Below are 16,984 nucleotides of genomic sequence, written 5' to 3'. Positions count from 1 at the left end.
GTGCTAAGAATGATAAAAAATAAAACGAAAAAATGGATGGTATCCGCTGTTCTGCTTAACGTATTCGCGATGCAATTAATTGTGGGGTGCAGCAGTAAGGCTGACACTAAACCAACGGTAGTGAGCGACTCATCGGCTAAGGTTTCAGATAAAAAGTGGTCGGGTACACTCAAGGTGCAGTTAATCGGGGACTTCAGCATGGAGGACAAAACGAATCCTCTCTCAGGCAAAAAGGTTAAGGGAGTATCCGTGCTGAAAAAAGAGTTTGAGCGCCTTTATCCAGGGGCTACTCTTGAGTTTATTCTGCTAGGCTGGGACGGCTACGTCCAAAAAACGGATGCGATGCTCAATTCCAAAGGAGCGGATGTATTTCAGGTACCGGGAATTGCGAACTTGGCCAGTCAGGATTTGCTGGAGCCACTGGCACCTTATATTGAGAAGGATAAATTTGATCTCGGCATTTTCATCGATAATCAGGTTGAAGGCTGGAAGGCGATGGGGCCTAAGGATAAAGATTTGCAAATATATGGACTTCCTTTTATTGGGGACACAAGGGTTATCGCTTATGACAAAAAGATTTTTAAGGAATGGGGCGTAGAGGAGCTGTCGAAAAATCCGACTCCGGAGGAAATATTGGAGAAAGCCAAAAAAATGACGGGTATCAATCCTAAAACCGGTAAGCAAAACTACGGAGCCTTTTATGCAGGAGCAGATGCGGCGGATTCGGTTATGAATGCGGCTGAAGCGTATGGCGGCAGCTGGGGGAAAGGATTTCTTTTTAAAGGAATGGAAGTGAACTTTAATTCTCCAGAGATGTTAAAAGGGCTTAAATGGATGAATGAGCTGAATACCTTGGCACCTAAGGGAGCACTTGTAAAACAGGGCGGAGAGAAATGGGGAACGGCGAATAATGATATTGCCATTCATATTCGTGTACAGCCGATATTTGTCGATCAGATTTATGCGGCCGGCCTACAGGATCAGTATGGCGTTGCCCCATTATTTATCAATAAAGAGAAGAAGATGGGCGGCATGTTCGCAGGGAGCCCTTATTCGATCGCCAAGAGCAGTGCAAATAAAGAGCTTTCTTGGGAGTTTCTGAAGTTCAGTGTAAGCGACTTCTTCCAGAAATATATGTGGGAAGAACAAAGCTCTCAATTTCTACCGGTAATCAAGTCAGCAGCGAAGTTTGAAAGCTTGCAAAAAAATCCGCATGCGGTGATTGAACTGGAATCGATGGGCAAGCTTTGGGCACCTCGATATCCTTATCGTTCCGGCCAGCCTCGTTATATCTTATCGGAGTCTGTAGAAGAAGGAATGCTTGGCAAATCATCACTTGAAGCGGCTTTGGAGAAAGCTCAAAAAGAATCGACAGCATGGCTTGCAGCACAAAAATAATGCCGTACGAAGGTGGAATCATGAATCAATTACTGGAAATCGAGGAAAAGCTGATGTCTGAGCAGAACCAGACTCATATCACCTATTTATTTAATGTATCCGATTCGTGCCCCAAGCTGAATATCGACTTCAGCTACTTTCCGAAAAGCTTGGACAATGAAGCTTTATCCAAAGAGATCATCGGCCAAAGCTTGCGGAAATATAGCGATGGCAATGATCCGGTAATGGAAGAAGGATGGAGAAGATTTCTTCCGTTGAAAAATTTGATTACGGTTTCTATCGATGATCCGAATGGGTTTCGGGGAGCATGCCACCGGCAAGATTCAATGCAACATTTGTTTCTTGCCACAGGTGCTGCTTCTCCCGGCCTTATGCAGGGGCCGCTCACGGCAGGACAATGGTCCATCACGCTGAGCATTCACGCGCTCGTTACAGAAACATGCAGCTACAAGCTGTCCGTGTGGGAAGGGGATGAGGCGCTATGAAGCAATGGCTTCCTTATGAACTGCATACCCACACGTTTCATAGTGATGGCGAACATTCCCTGCTTGAGCTTGCGCGAAGCGCCAAGGAGCTTGGTTTATTCGGGATTGCAATGACCGACCACAACACAATGTCACCCCTCTTGGAGAGGGAGCAAATCCAGTCTGAAACACAGCTGCAAATTATTAGAGGCATGGAGTGGACAACCTTCTTTGGCCATATGCTTGCTATTGGGATTACCGATTATGTGGACTGGAGAGACCTGGGGATCAAGGATATACATAAAGGAATTGAAAGAGTACACAAGCAGGGTGGCATCGTTGGCATTGCGCATCCTTACCGTGTTGGAAGTCCTTTGTGCACAGGCTGCTATTGGGAATATGAAATAGCCGATTGGGATGACATCGATTATATTGAAGTCTGGTCATATACATTCCCCTCTATTATGAACAGCAATCAAAGAGCCTTCCAGCTATGGACGGATCGGTTAAACCAAGGACATAGGATAGCGGCTGTCTGTGGTAGAGATTGGCATGTTTCCTCGATAAAAATAACGGAGCCCATTGCAGTTACATATTTAGGTTTGGAAAACAACAGGGATTCAGCGCTGGATCCAACAGAGGTAGAAAAGCTGGCTGTCGATGCGATTAAAGAGGGAGCAGTTAGTGTAACAATGGGGCCCCGGTTGCAATGTGCCCTTCTAATCGAACCATCGGGATCTGTTTATGGAATCGGTTCTGTAGTAAAAGTAACTGAGGATGCCAGCACAGCTGTGGCCAGGGTGGAGGTTGACTTCTCCGAAAGGGCGGAGCATTGGCGGCTGGATGATCAAGAATTGAAGGTGCGTCTTGTGAGTAATAAAGGAACTGTTGGGGAGCTTAAAGTATCCCGGCAGGTTTCAACAGCTTCATACGGGGTTGATTTGGCAGGATTGATATGGCTTCGGGCAGAGCTGCATGGGGCGTTTCATAACAGCATAACGATGATTGCGTTTACGAATCCGTTCTATTTTCAACACGATAATTAATTTCTGGAGGGAATGAAGATGGACAAACCGTCGGCTCCTAAGATTGCTGCACATACAGGGTGCGGGATTGCGCCGGACAATACTTTGGAAAGCTTTATGGAGGGAATTAGGCTCGGGGCAGATATTGTAGAGGTCGATTTGAGAGTCACCAAGGATGGCATAATCGTCTTACTCCATGATGACGCCCCCTTGCTTCACGAATGTACCTACGAACAGCTGAATCAGCCAGAGATAAGGGTGAAAGTCAGCCCTATATATGAGAAATACGAAATTGTAAGGCTGAGTGACATCCTCCAAATAGCTAAACAACACGAAGTGAAGCTAAATTTGGATATAAAAACGCCTGCTGCCATTGAACCTGCTATTCAACTGGTGAAGCAATATCAAGCCGAGGATCAAGTTTTCATTACAGGCTGCAGCGAAGGCATCACCTCTCATCATCATGATATTCAGGTTGTATTCAATACGCCAAATGAGTTTACTGCGGAAGAGAGAAACAACTATTCGCTGTATGCGGAAAAAGTATGCAAAGAAGCCGTGAGTGGCTCTTATTATGGTCTGAATATGAATTATGAAACATGCCGTCAGGAAGTAGTGGATTTGGCCCATGCATCCGGTCTTGCGGTATGGGTGTACACGGTGAACGACACTGACGCAATGCGGAGATTTGTGCAAATTGGGGTAGATGTAATTACTACAAGAGCAGTTACAGAACTAGCCGGATTAACAAGGTAAGGATTGCTGATGCAAAAGAGGACTACGCGCAACCATGCCGTGTAGTCCTTTTTTTAATATAAGAGGGAGTTTAAGTTCTTTACAGCATTTTAAAGTGGAAATGCCCTTTCTGATGTTGCGTAAGTTATGGAGTGAGAATAGGTGCTCAAAGGTTGCTTTCAGTGTAAAGGAGACACAGGATACACTTCGGCTGCCGAAAGAAAGATGATAGATGGAAATCCTCCCGTTAATCTAGCCCGGATATCGTTTGAAAGCAAGCTAACTGGAAAAACTCCTGTTAATCTGAGTGACAGGGACGATATCAATCAAAATACGTAGAATTAGCAGGATAAATTCCAGTTATTGGATTATAGCGCTATGTTTGGGAGAAAATAACGTGACATTTTCCTGTTAATCGCGTGAGATTCGCTGGGCTGCCATGCCATGCTGGTTACGAACTCGGCACCCGGAACCCCGCGATTAGCACGCGTTGGAAAGCGGCCTCATCTCTGCTATTTGCTGAGAATACCCAGGAAGGGCTATCTCAAAAGGGTAAAACCTAATGAGTGAATGAATCCCATAGAATGTGCAAAAGAATCTTAAGCTTGAGGGTTCTTTTGCAACTCTATATTCATGATAATGGTGGAAGTGCTGTTCCAAAATGAATTTTGGGACAGCACTTTCCAAGGACGCCGCAAGGCAATTTTCTTAATAAACAAAAGATCAGGATTCACATTGACTCTAGGCGATTTCAATGATAAACTTACGATTACATTCTTTATTTTGGTAGTATGGTATCGCACTAAAGCGTTTGTGAAAATTATTAAGTTTAATATAGGTGGGTGAGGGTCGGTGTCGAAACCGAAAGTGTTTGAAAAACCAACCGGGGTTAAAGATTATTTGCCGGCGGCTGTAGCTAAGCTGCGTGCTATCGAAACTAATGTTCTGCAATGTATGGAGCGTTGGGGCTATCAGGAAATTATAACACCGACATTGGAATTCTACGATACGGTTGGGGTAGCAAGCTCCACCGAGGACCGCAAGTTATTTAAGCTGTTGGACCGTAATGGGACGACTTTGGTCATGCGCTCCGATATTACAGCGCCGATTGCGCGTGTAGTGTCTTCATTGTTGAAGGATCAGGCTTTTCCGATTCGGCTATCTTATCATGCGAATGTTTTTCGCGCGTTTGAAGCTGAAGCCGGTCGCGATGCGGAGTTTTTTCAGACTGGAGTTGAGCTTGTAGGAGATGCTTCCTCAGAGTCAGATGCAGAGGTCATTGCGCTAGCAATCGCCAGCTTGCAGGCTGCGGGAGTCCAAGAGTTCAAGATTGCGCTTGGCCATGTAGGCTTTTTAACAGGACTGTTCAATGAAACGCTGAAGGATCGCCAAGATGCACAGCAAAGCTTGAAGGAATGCTTGTTAAACCGCGATTATGTAGGTTACAGGGAAACCATCAAATCTCTTGGGTTGACCGCGGGGGTACAGCAGGAGCTGGAAGGCATATTAAGGCTTCGCGGCGGGCAGGAAATATGTACACAAGCTAAGCAGGTTACGAAAGATCCGATAGCACAGCAGTCGATAGCCCATCTTTGTGAAGTGTGGGATGTTCTGAAGGCTTACGGCGTTTCGGAGCATGTATTAATCGATTTGACGATGATTGGAGATTTCTCTTATTATACAGGCATGACTTTTGAAGGCTATGCGGCGGATCTTGGTTTTCCGGTGTGCAGCGGCGGGCGTTATGATAATTTGCTGACTCAATTCGGACGTCCGGCTCCGGCAACGGGCTTTGCACTTAAAACAAATCGCATCCTGGAAGTGGTGAGCAAGCGTCCAATAGAGGAGCCTCATCGGGTGCTAATCACTTACACGGCCTCTAAACGTGAGGAAGCGTTCCGTAGAGCGAAAGAGCTGCGTGATCAGGAGAGGTCGATGGTGGAGACCAGGCTGGTATCTGACTTCATTGATGGGAATCAAGCTCAGCAGTTGGTGGCAGTAAGGCAATTGGACGGGACCTATAGTGTGAATGGCATCGCATATCAAAACGTGATCGAGATCGGTTAAAGGAGCATAAGAGCATGCAGGATATATTGAAGGTTGCAATGCCCAAGGGGCGTATTTATAAGCAGGCCTCCAAGCTGTTTCGTGAAGCAGGGTTGACCATCCCGGATGATATTGATGATTCGCGAAAGCTTATCATTTCGGTGCCGGAAGCAAGAATGGAATTTATTATGGCTAAGCCGGTTGATGTTCCAACCTATGTAGAGTACGGAGTGGCGGATATTGGAGTTGTAGGCAAAGACGTGCTGATGGAAGAGAACCGCAACGTTTATGAGCTGTTGGATTTAGGCATCGCCCGCTGTAGGATGTCGGTTATAGGGCTTCCCGATTGGGAGCCGGTGTTGAATCCGCGGGTGGCAACGAAGTATCCGAACGTAGCTTCACAGTACTTCCGTGAAAGAGGACAGCAGGTGGAGGTCATTAAGCTGAACGGCTCCATTGAGCTGGCTCCTCTGATTGGTTTGGCCGATCGGATCGTCGATATGGTTGAAACCGGGAAAACCTTGGAAGAGAACGGCTTGGTGGAGCAGGAGCAGATTTTTTCGATTACAAGCCGCTTGATAGCTAATCGTGTCAGTTACCGGATGAAAAACGAAACGATCCAGGCACTGTGCGACAAACTGCAGAACCTGATTGCTTCAACTGGCAGGGTGTAAGGAAATACGGAACTATTCAGGAAATCAGGGGGGATACAGGATGAAGATCATGCCGGCAAGTGAATTTTCGCTAGAGCGGCAGGTGGAATATGGCTCGGAGGAGCAGAATAGCGCCGTGAAGAGCATTATTGAGACGGTGCGGCGCGATGGCGATGCGGCGCTGCGGAGCTTCGCTCAGCAGTTCGACGGCGTTAGCGTTGGCGAGCTGCGCGTGAGCGATGCGGAGATTGAGGCCGCCTATGCCAAGGTGGACGAGAGTTTCCTCGCTGCGATCCGAGAGGCAGCGGACAATATTCGACGCTTCCATGAGAAGCAGAAGCGTACGTCCTGGATGGATCTGCAGCCCGACGGCAGCATCCTGGGTCAAGTGATCCGGCCGCTGAAGCGGGTCGGATTATATGTTCCAGGAGGGAAGGCGGCGTATCCGTCATCCGTCCTGATGAACGCTATTCCGGCACAGGTTGCCGGTGTGCCGGAGATTGTGATGGTTACGCCGCCGGCTACCGCCGGTATCGATGGCATCGATCCGCATATTCTGGTGGCGGCAGCGGAAGCGGGGGTCCGCGAGATCTACCGTGTCGGCGGGGCGCAGGCGGTTGCCGCGCTCGCTTACGGCACGGAATCGATCCCCGCGGCGGATAAGATCGTGGGCCCGGGTAACATCTACGTTGCCCTGGCCAAGCGCTACGTGTTCGGCGCTGTCGATATCGACAGCATCGCCGGCCCGAGCGAGATTGTCGTGCTCGCCGACGATACGGCGGACGCCGCTTACGTGGCGGCCGACCTGCTGTCGCAGGCCGAGCACGACGAGATGGCGTCGGCGATCCTGATCACGCCGTCGCAAGCACTGGCGCAGGCCGTGGCGGCCGAGGTCGCCCGCCAGCTGGAATCGCTCCCGAAGCGGGACATTGCCGCTCAGTCGATTCGCGACAACGGCGCGATCCTGACGGTCGCGAGCCTCGAAGAAGGTGTGCGCGTCGTCAATCAGCTCGCGCCCGAGCATCTTGAGATCCTCACGGCCGACCCGTTCCAATATTTGAGCGCCATCGAGAATGCAGGCGCGATATTCCTTGGGTCCTACAGCTCTGAGCCGGTCGGCGATTACTTCGCAGGGCCGAACCATGTGCTGCCTACGAACGGTACGGCGCGGTTCTCCTCGCCCCTCAATGTGGATCATTTTATGAAAAAATCAAGTGTCATCTACTATAGTAAGGAAGCCTTGCTGCAAAATGGGGAGAAAATTATCGCCTTGGCGCAGCATGAAGGCTTGGAAGCACATGCAAGAGCGATTCAAATACGATTGGAGAAAGAAGGGAATTCCCATGGCTGACCAGCAGCAGGCCGCACGTTCGGCTCAAATTACGCGCAAAACGAATGAAACGGATATTCAGCTTTCCTTTAACGTTGATGGAACCGGTATTTCCGAGCTTGAAACGGATGTTCCGTTCTTAAATCATATGCTTGACTTGTTTACAAAGCACGGACATTTTGACTTGCGCGTGAATGCGGTAGGCGATATCGACATCGATGACCACCATACGGTGGAAGACATTGGTATTTGCCTCGGACACGCGCTTCGTGAAGCGTTAGGGGACAAGAGGGGAATTAAGCGTTACGCGAATGTATTTATCCCGATGGATGAAGCGTTGGCACAAGTCGTGATTGATGTGAGCAACCGTCCGCATTTTGAATATCGCGCTCAATATCCATCCGCACAGGTTGGCAGCTTTTCAACTGAAATGGTGCAAGAATTTCTGTGGAAATTCGCATTGGAAGCTCGTGTTACGCTGCATGTCATCGTCCACTATGGGCAAAACACGCACCATATGATTGAAGCCATCTTCAAGGCGCTTGGGCGTGCGGTTGACGAAGCAACGAGCATTGACCCGCGCGTGAAAGGCGTGCCATCCACGAAGGGAGTGCTGTAGCATGATCGCCATTATCGATTATGGCATGGGCAATTTGCACAGCGTGAGCAAGGCTGTGGAGCGTCTCGGCTATGAAGCTGTCGTAACGTCTGACGAGAGCGAGATTCTGGCAGCTGACGGCGCGATATTGCCGGGAGTCGGCGCCTTCGGCGATGCGATGGAGCAGCTGCGCGAGTCGCGTCTGGACGGGGCGGTCGTGCGCTACGCGCAGACCGGCAAGCCGCTCTTGGGCATCTGCCTCGGGATGCAGTTGCTGTTCACCGGCAGTGAGGAGCACGGCTCTCACGAGGGGCTGAACCTGCTGCCTGGGCAGGTTGTTCGTTTCCAAGGCAGCTACAAGGTGCCGCACATGGGCTGGAATCGTCTGCTGTATAAGCAGCATAGTCCACTGTTTGCAGGCATTGAAGAGGGGCATGTGTACTTCGTGCACTCGTACCATGCGCTGCCTGAGCAGGCTTCCGATCTGCTGGCAGTAACGGATTATCACCAGCAGGTTACAGCCATTGTTGGACGTGGAAATGTGTATGGGATGCAGTTCCATCCGGAGAAAAGCGGCAGCCTGGGAATGAAGCTGCTCGGTAATTTCCTCGATTTATGCAAACCGTAAGTATGTTGCAATAGGACTTTGGTTTACCGTACTTATTTAATAGGCTTCCGATTTGTAGCTAATGCTTTAGGAAAGTAAAGTTTTGCTTTGGCAAAACTCTAAGGAGGGAAACAAATGCTGGCAAAACGGATCATTCCATGTTTGGATGTGAAAGATGGCCGTGTAGTAAAGGGAGTTAATTTCGTCAATTTGCGCGATGCCGGCGATCCTGTCGAATTAGCTGCGATTTATGACCGGGAGGGTGCCGACGAGCTGGTATTCCTCGACATTTCGGCTTCGGTAGAAGGCCGGGCTACAATGGTGGAGGTTGTGAAAAAAACAGCAGGCGAAATTACGATTCCCTTCACTGTAGGAGGCGGTATATCCAGCGTGGACGACATGAAGCGGATGCTTCGGGCTGGCGCGGATAAAATTGGCATCAATACGGCAGCAGTCAAAAATCCGCAGCTTATTTCAGACGGATCACGTCGATTTGGTTCACAATGTATCGTTGTTGCTATTGATGCCCGCTATAACGAGGCGTGGGGAGAGTGGGAAGTGTTCACCCATGGCGGACGCAACGAAACCGGCATTAAGGCGCTGGAATGGGCGAAGCGGGTAGAAGAGCTTGGAGCAGGCGAAATTCTGTTGACCAGTATGGATGCAGATGGGACGAAGGATGGCTTCGATCTGCCTTTAACCAAAGCTGTATCCGAAAGTGTGGGCATTCCGGTAATCGCCTCCGGGGGTGCAGGCTTGAAGGAGCATTTTTACGACGTATTTACAGAAGGCAAAGCGGATGCGGGGTTGGCCGCAACGATTTTTCACTATAAAGAGCTTACAATCGATGAGGTTAAAGACGACCTTAGACAAAAAGGAGTGGAGATCCGATGAGCAACGAACAAGCTGGCGGTGAGCAAGCTGGATTAAGCGGGGAACAGCTGAATGCAGCAATTAAATGGGACGCGCAGGGACTGGTTCCGGCAATCGTGCAGGATGCGGCAAGCAAGGATGTACTCATGCTGGCTTATATGAATCAGGATTCTTTAAAGCTGACTATTGAATCAGGAGAAACTTGGTTCTGGAGCCGTTCACGCAGTGAGCTATGGCATAAAGGTGCAACATCGGGCCATATTCAGAAAGTGAAAGCTTTGAAATATGATTGTGATGGAGATACACTGCTGGTGTTGGTGGATCAAGCAGGTCCTGCCTGCCATACAGGGAAATACAGCTGTTTCTATAACGAGGTGCCTGTAAACGGAGCCATCAAGGAACAAGCTGCGCAAGCAACTGAGACTGCCGGTGGTGACCGTTTCGCCATGCTGTCCAGACTGGAATCGGTTATAGCAGAGCGTGATGCAGAGCGTCCCGAAGGTGCTTATACCACGTATTTGTTTGAAAAAGGGATCGATAAAATATTGAAAAAGGTTGGCGAGGAAACCGCTGAAGTCATCATTGCCGCTAAAAATCGCGATAATGAAGAGCTTCGCTACGAATCCAGCGATTTGATCTTCCATCTGATGGTTCTGCTGCGCGAAGCGAAGCTGCCGTTAGATGATGTGATGAGAGAGCTTGACCGCCGCCACAAAAAATAGTAGTTCACTCTTACGAAGAAGGCTTTCCTTATGGGAAGCTATTAAGGAGAGATTCCGATGCTCATTGATTATCATACCCATCATGTCCGCTGTGGGCATGCATCGGGGGAGCTTGAGGAATACGTGCAAAAGGGCATTGAGCTCGGACTGACCCAATTGGGGCTGTCCGACCATATGCCCTTGCTGCATGTAGACCCAGCCACTTACTTGCCTGGTATGGCAATGCCAATGGAGGAGCTTCCGCATTATGCCGAGGAAGCCTTCCGCTTGCAGCAGCAATATAAAGGTCAGATTGATATCCGCGTAGGCTTGGAAGGCGATTATATTGAAGGCTATGAAGCCGAAATCGAGCAGATCATACAAGCATATCCATGGGATTATGTGATAGGATCGGTGCATTTTCTAGGGGAATGGGATATATCCGATTTCCGGCAGCTGGATCAGTGGAAAGAACGGGATGCCTACCAGGTGTATCAGCAATATTATGATGCGGTACAAAAGGCAGCGAAAACCGGCTTCTATGATTACATTGGCCACATTGACGTAATCAAACGCTTTGGCTTCAAGCCTGAGCAAAATGTGGAGCATTTGGAGAATGATGCTCTTCGTGCGGTTAAAGCTGCAGGGCTAGCGATAGAATTGAATGCATCCGGATTGCGGATGCCTGTGAACGAAATGTTCCCAAGCCGCCGCATGCTGGAATTATGCTATGAATGGGGCATTCCTTTAACAATCGGGTCCGATGCCCATCAGCCGGAACGGCTGTCACAGTACTTGGATCAGGCAGTTGTTCTGTTAAAAGACATCGGTTTCACAGAATTGGCTACCTTTCAAAAGCGTAAAAGAAAAATGATTGCCTTCTAAAACCTGTAAAAACCGGCATGTAAAAATTGGAATGCCCCTGTTTTTCACTGAATCGCCTTTTTCTTAATGCATTCTTTTCATGTATAATATAGTTGAGTATTATTGTATAATGACATTTGGCGAATAAATGTATCGGAATGCGGCCTGCTGCGTAATACAAATCGTAGGGGTTTTATTGACTGCAAAATGTAAACAATCCAACGGAGGTAACCATGTACAGCGACAAATTGAAAATCTTTTCGGGATCTTCCAATCCTCAGCTTGCAGAACGTATTTGTAAGGAATTGGGCGTCCCACTGGGCCAAATCAAGCTCTCCCGGTTTAAATGCGGAGAAATTTACTGTCTCTACGAAGAAAGCATACGGAATTGTGATGTATTTTTAGTGCAGACGTTCTCTCATCCGATTAATGAGCATTTTATGGAGCTTTTGGTAATGATGGACGCGGCCAAACGCGCATCTGCCAGAACGATTAATCTTGTCGTACCTTATTATGGTTATTCCCGTCAGGAACGTAAAGCGGCCCCGCGTGAGCCGATTACGGCAAAATTGGTTGCTGATTTATTGAATACTGCCGGAGCTGATCGTGTAATTACGATTGATTTGCATGCGCCTGCGATTCAAGGATTTTTCAATATCCCGGTTGATCATTTGACAGGGCTGGATTTGTTAAGCAGTCATATCAAAAATAAAAATATTGATGATTTGATCGTTGTATCCCCGGATGCGGGTGGTGTGACGAGAGCTGAGAACCTGGCCAATGTGCTTGGTGCGCCTATCGCTATGATGTTTAAGAAACGCTATGCCCATAATGAGTCAGCAGTTACCCATGTCATCGGTGATGTGGAAGGTAAAACTCCGGTTATCATCGAGGATTTGATCGATACAGGAACAACGATTGTCAACGTGGTTGAGGGCTTGAAGGAAAGAGGCGCTAACGACGTTTATATCTGTGCCACCCACCCTGTGTTCTCGGGGCCTGCTCTACAGCGGTTGGATCATCCGAACATCAAGGAAGTCGTTATAACCGACTCTATTGCGATTCCGGACGACCATTCATCCCGTTTCACGGTATTGTCCGTTGCTCCATTGCTTTCCAATGCCATCCGGATTATTAAAGACGGCGGGTCGATTAGTTCGCTATTTAAATACGGCGGCGTATAAGAAGTTTAACTATTTTGTTTATTTTTTCAGGAATGTGCTATACTTTTGATAGTAATAACGCTGGTTTCTTGCAAATTCCAGACGGAACCGGAGGTGCCTTGTTTAATGGAGAAGAAAAAGCGTGCTAACCCAACCCAACCACCAGCTAAAGTGATCTCGATGAAAATGGATGCCACGTTCTTTTTCGAACGAGCCGTTCAATCCTTGGACAGATTTCATTATGATAAGGCATTAAAGTATTTTCGTCGCGCAGCCGAATACGAGCCGGAAAATGCGGTTAATCATTGTAACTTGGCTGGGCTTCTCTCGGAGATGGGAAATTACGAGGAATCTAATCGTATCCTTCAGCAGGTATTGGATCAGATTGATCCAGCTATGACAGAATGTTATTTCTACATGGCCAATAATTATGCCAACATGGAAGATTATGAGTTAGCTGAAAAAGCAATTATCCACTATTTAGAGAATGACCCTACCGGCCAATTTTTGGAGGAGTCTGAGGAAATGATCGAGCTGCTCAGCTATGAACTGGATCGTCCGACCAAGCTTACTTCTATAAAAAGCCGTGAAGGAATGTTCGAACATGACCGTGCCCGGGCTATGCTTGAGGAAGGCAAATTTGCTGAAGCGGTCCGTATATTGGAGAAAATAATTAAGAAGCATCCCGACTTTATGGCGGCACGTAATAATCTGGCTTTGGCTTATTATTACATGGGTCATTTTGAGAAGTCGATCGATATGATAAAACAAGTGCTGGAGCTGGAGCACGGCAACTTGCATGCATTGTGCAACCTGGCCATCTTTTACCAGCATTTCGGTGATAAGGAAAATCTCAGTGAATTGATGGGTGTTTTGCGTAAAACCTATCCGTTCCATCAGGATCATGTGTTTAAACTGGCTACCACAATGGGTATCTTAAGTGAACATGAGACGGCGTACCGTTTGTTCAAGCGACTGCTGAAAACCGGGGAAGCGGGTCTTGATCCTTGTTTATTTCACTATACCGCGGTTGCTGCCTACAATACGCAGAAATATGCGGAAGCTGAGCGTCAATGGCGTCAAGCTAATAAGTTCGATCCCGGTTCGGAAATCCCCGGATTTTACCTGAATTTGCTGCACAAAGCGCGAGATGAGGAGGTAAAACCTCCGGTGAGCTATCACTACCATCTTCCTTTTGAAGAGCAGTTCAGAGGCTTGGAAAAGTCTTCGGAGGGTTTGCCCGACCACTTGAAACGTGATCCGTTGGTGCGCTCGTCCTTTTTCTGGGCATTGCGCCACGGGGATACAGAAACCAAATTACAGGTTATTCAAGCATTTGGCTTGATTGCTGATAATGAAGTGAAGGAAGCTCTGCTCGAATTCATTCAGGAACCGGGCGAAGACGATTACTTGAAAAAGGTAGCTATTTTCGTGCTGCGCAATATTGGCTTGCACGAGCCGGTTACGGCTGTTCTGGACGGAAGCAAGATTACAGTCCCGGCCTCTCCATTCTCGCCGAATTTACCGGTATGGGAACCTAAATGGCAGCAAATTATGGATATGGCCATGAAGGAAATGGATCGCCGTTACGATATGGTACAGCAGTATGACCTTCAGACTTTGTGGGTAGAATATTTGTCTCGTGTATACCCAATTTATTCTCCCAAAATTTCGAAGGTTGAAGGCTGGGCAGCAGCGCTTGAATATTTAACGGCCAAAATGCATCGTCGTGCGATCTCGTATCATGAGCTGGCTCACAGGTACAAAGTATCGGTTGCAACCATAAGCAAGAACGTGAAAATCATCGACGAAGCGTGTGGACTTAAAGAGAAAATGGAAGCTATTTTCCCCAAGTTTTCGAGCTTTGATCATAAGATAAAATAAGCGACCTGCTTATTTAAGGAAGTTTCGCTTGGGTGAAACTCTATAGATGCTTACGATGCTGGTTTTGCTGACGCGAAACTTTTAGGAGGAGTCATTTTGTACAAAACAATCGTTATAGGTACAGGTCCTGCGGGGCTCACTGCAGCTATTTATCTGGCACGTGCCAATCTGAATCCTTTGGTTATTGAAGGGCCTGAACCAGGTGGTCAGCTTACAACAACGACAGAGGTAGAAAACTTCCCTGGATTTCCTGAAGGCATTATGGGGCCTGAGTTAATGGATAATATGCGCAAACAAGCGGAACGCTTTGGCGCTGAATTCAAGACGGGCTGGGTCAACTCGGTTGATATGTCAAAGCGTCCATTTAAGCTGTCGGTAGAAGGCATGGGCGACATTGAGGCGGAGAGCATCATTATCTCTACGGGCGCAACAGCCAAGTTATTAGGTATTGAGAATGAAAAGGAAAGCATGGGACGCGGTGTCAGCACCTGTGCAACCTGTGATGGATTTTTCTTCCGCGGCAAGAAAATCATCGTTGTTGGCGGTGGGGATTCGGCCATGGAAGAAGCGAACTTCCTGACTCGTTTTGCAACGGAAGTTAAGCTGGTTCACCGCCGCAATGATCTGCGTGCTTCGAAGATCATGCAGGACCGTGCTCGGGAGAATCAGAAAATTGCTTGGGATCTTAATAAGACGCCACTAGCCGTAATTTCGGGAGATAAAGGCGTAACAGGTTTGAAAGTGAAAAACAACGAAACAGGTGAGGAAGAAGTTATCGAGACCGACGGTATTTTCGTTGCTATCGGACATAGACCGAACACAGACTTCCTCGCTGGACAAATTACTACAGACGAAACAGGTTACATCGTTGTGAAGCCGGGGACGTCGCTGACGAATGTTGAGGGCGTATTTGCATGTGGTGATGTGCAAGACAGCAAGTATCGTCAGGCCATTACAGCGGCTGGCAGCGGTTGTATGGCTGCCTTGGATTGTGAGAAGTTTTTGGATGGTCATGCGGTTCACGATTGGAGTCAATCGCTGTAAATACAAGGAGACGTGGAGCACTGGGCTTCACGTTTTTTTATACTTTCCCCCTCCCAAACCCTCCCCGCCGGGAGGGCTCCAAGGGCTGCTGCCCTCTGGACACCCGAAAAATATAGGAGTGGGAGGCGAGTTTGGTGCTTCGTATGATGTTGTAGATAAAGGATCGCTTCCGTCCCTATGGGACACGCTTCCAGTTAGTGCTAGCAGTAACAAGCACAATGATTTGGTGGGAATTGTTCTTATTAAAGGGGATAGTGGCTATAAGTCAGCAACCGTTCTATATATAAGGGATAGCAGCCGCCTCAAGGCGTTTATCCCAAGATTTTCTCTGTCTTGACCTCTGGGTGGGGTTGGCTTATAGTTGATGGTGGAGCAATATGTGATTATATGTTTATGAGGTGACAAGGCATGGGAGAAAAGGTATATGTTGGAGTCGATTTAGGGGGAACCACTATTAAGGTGGGGCTTTGTGACATTAATGGAAAGCTGCTTCATACTTATGAAGGGCCGACTGGGACAGAGCACGGCGCGGATGTTGTGCTGGAGAACATCGCGAGCTATGTTCGCAAGCTTATTTCGGACACTTCTTATGATTGGGAGCAGGTAGCCGGCATTGGAGCAGGCATCGCTGGATTTATGGATATTCCTGAGGGCTTCATCAAGCTGTCACCTAATTTAGGTTGGCGCAACGTGCCTGTTAAGAAAATTCTTGAAGAAAAGCTGGGTAAACCAGTGAAAATCGATAATGATGCTAATGTAGCAGCATTAGGCGAAGCGTGGAGTGGCGCTGGAGCAGGCATTCCCAACTTGGTATGCTATACCCTCGGGACTGGTGTAGGCGGCGGTATTATCGTTGGCGGAAAAATATATCAAGGCTTTAAAGGTATGGCTGGAGAATTGGGCCATATGAGATTGGTTCCAGACCTGGAAGCTATTCAATGCGGCTGTGGAATGAATGGCTGTCTGGAGACGGTTTCCTCCGCAACAGGAATAATTAGAATGGCGAATGAAGCAGTGGAACGCGGGGAGCATACTTCTTTGGCTCTAGTAGAAGGCATTACGGCTAAGGATGTATTTGATGCAGCTAAATCAGGCGATGATGTTGCTCAGCGGATTGTTAATCGTGCAGCCAACTATTTGGGTAAATCGATGGCTATGGTATCGGTTGTGTTGAACCCTCAGCGGTACATTATCGGTGGCGGTGTTTCTAAAGCAGGGGATATCTTGTTCGATGCGATTCGTCATTATTTTCACGAATATGCACAAGAATCAGCAAGTGAAGGCGTGGATATTGTGCCCGCTACACTAGGTAATGACGCTGGTGTTGTCGGAGCAGCTGGTTTAAATCTGCATTCTTAATTTTCCGATTTTGAGTGTATGTCTCTTAAGGGTTGTCTTATTCATATTTTGTTTGATTCGAGGCTCTCGTTTAGTTCTGTTGTCTCTATCTTTCAATAAACTAAAAGTAGACAACATTCATTCAAGTCTTTAAGTCCTAGAACAAGCGCGCTAATTACCGCGCGCTTATATATAGATATAGCGAGGATTCCATCGGAGGCGAGAGCGGTAGGGAAGATACCGGAGAGTTTACGTGCACCA

16 protein-coding genes are annotated in these 16,984 nt (G+C 47.9%); all 16 read left to right on the top strand.

Going from position 1 to position 16,984, the window contains the following annotated elements; translation table 11 throughout:
* The first annotated feature begins 9 nt into the window (after nt 1-9).
* The 16 genes from NV381_RS34200 (at nt 10) to NV381_RS34125 (ending at nt 16,744) form a co-directional block, all read left to right on the top strand.
* On the top strand, nt 10-1,398 hold the full coding sequence (locus tag NV381_RS34200; RefSeq protein ID WP_258217781.1) for an extracellular solute-binding protein: 1,389 nt from the start codon (nt 10-12) through the stop codon (nt 1,396-1,398).
* A gap of 20 nt (nt 1,399-1,418) precedes the next feature.
* A complete protein-coding gene (locus NV381_RS34195) occupies nt 1,419-1,883 on the top strand; it encodes a hypothetical protein (RefSeq protein ID WP_258217780.1) in 465 nt (154 codons plus the stop codon).
* Nucleotides 1,880-2,908 (top strand): CehA/McbA family metallohydrolase, encoded by a 1,029-nt coding sequence (locus NV381_RS34190; protein WP_258217779.1) that lies wholly within the window; start codon nt 1,880-1,882, stop codon nt 2,906-2,908. The genes NV381_RS34195 and NV381_RS34190 overlap by 4 nt, the downstream gene beginning before the upstream one ends.
* Before the next feature lie 18 nt (nt 2,909-2,926).
* Nucleotides 2,927-3,643, top strand: coding sequence for a glycerophosphodiester phosphodiesterase (locus NV381_RS34185; protein ID WP_258217778.1), 717 nt, complete (start codon nt 2,927-2,929; stop codon nt 3,641-3,643).
* Between the two features lie 831 nt (nt 3,644-4,474).
* On the top strand, nt 4,475-5,689 hold the full coding sequence (locus NV381_RS34180) for an ATP phosphoribosyltransferase regulatory subunit (protein WP_258217777.1): 1,215 nt from the start codon (nt 4,475-4,477) through the stop codon (nt 5,687-5,689).
* A gap of 14 nt (nt 5,690-5,703) precedes the next feature.
* The gene (hisG, locus tag NV381_RS34175) at nt 5,704-6,342 is read left to right on the top strand and encodes an ATP phosphoribosyltransferase (protein ID WP_258217776.1); all 639 of its coding nucleotides are present in this window, start codon (nt 5,704-5,706) and stop codon (nt 6,340-6,342) included.
* Between the two features lie 40 nt (nt 6,343-6,382).
* Nucleotides 6,383-7,672: a histidinol dehydrogenase gene (gene hisD / locus NV381_RS34170; protein ID WP_258217775.1), complete on the top strand. Its 1,290-nt coding sequence runs from the start codon at nt 6,383-6,385 to the stop codon at nt 7,670-7,672.
* Entirely contained in the window at nt 7,665-8,270 is a 606-nt protein-coding gene (hisB, locus tag NV381_RS34165) for an imidazoleglycerol-phosphate dehydratase HisB (RefSeq protein ID WP_258217774.1), read from the top strand. Before hisD ends, hisB begins: the two co-directional genes overlap by 8 nt.
* A gap of 1 nt (nt 8,271) precedes the next feature.
* Nucleotides 8,272-8,877, top strand: coding sequence for an imidazole glycerol phosphate synthase subunit HisH (hisH, locus tag NV381_RS34160; RefSeq protein WP_258217773.1), 606 nt, complete (start codon nt 8,272-8,274; stop codon nt 8,875-8,877).
* 114 nt (nt 8,878-8,991) lie between these two features.
* Complete coding sequence (hisF, locus tag NV381_RS34155; RefSeq protein WP_258217772.1) at nt 8,992-9,750, top strand: imidazole glycerol phosphate synthase subunit HisF; 759 nt, start codon at nt 8,992-8,994, stop codon at nt 9,748-9,750.
* Entirely contained in the window at nt 9,747-10,451 is a 705-nt protein-coding gene (gene hisIE, locus NV381_RS34150) for a bifunctional phosphoribosyl-AMP cyclohydrolase/phosphoribosyl-ATP diphosphatase HisIE (RefSeq protein WP_258217771.1), read from the top strand. Before hisF ends, hisIE begins: the two co-directional genes overlap by 4 nt.
* 57 nt (nt 10,452-10,508) lie before the next feature.
* On the top strand, nt 10,509-11,315 hold the full coding sequence (hisJ, locus tag NV381_RS34145) for a histidinol-phosphatase HisJ (protein WP_258217770.1): 807 nt from the start codon (nt 10,509-10,511) through the stop codon (nt 11,313-11,315).
* A 212-nt stretch (nt 11,316-11,527) separates the two neighbouring features.
* A complete protein-coding gene (locus NV381_RS34140) occupies nt 11,528-12,478 on the top strand; it encodes a ribose-phosphate diphosphokinase (RefSeq protein WP_258217769.1) in 951 nt (316 codons plus the stop codon).
* 105 nt (nt 12,479-12,583) lie between these two features.
* Complete coding sequence (locus NV381_RS34135) at nt 12,584-14,341, top strand: tetratricopeptide repeat protein (protein WP_258217768.1); 1,758 nt, start codon at nt 12,584-12,586, stop codon at nt 14,339-14,341.
* A 96-nt stretch (nt 14,342-14,437) separates the two neighbouring features.
* Nucleotides 14,438-15,385, top strand: a complete 948-nt coding sequence (gene trxB / locus NV381_RS34130; protein WP_258217767.1) for a thioredoxin-disulfide reductase — start codon at nt 14,438-14,440, stop codon at nt 15,383-15,385.
* Nucleotides 15,386-15,793: 408 nt separating this feature from the next.
* Nucleotides 15,794-16,744 (top strand): ROK family glucokinase, encoded by a 951-nt coding sequence (locus NV381_RS34125; RefSeq protein WP_258217766.1) that lies wholly within the window; start codon nt 15,794-15,796, stop codon nt 16,742-16,744.
* Nucleotides 16,745-16,984: the final 240 nt, after the last annotated feature.

The sequence above is a fragment of the Paenibacillus radicis (ex Xue et al. 2023) genome, from assembly GCF_024722015.1.
In the GTDB taxonomy this organism is placed as follows: Bacteria; Bacillota; Bacilli; order Paenibacillales; family NBRC-103111; genus Paenibacillus_S.
This window is presented reverse-complemented; position numbering and strand designations above follow the sequence as displayed.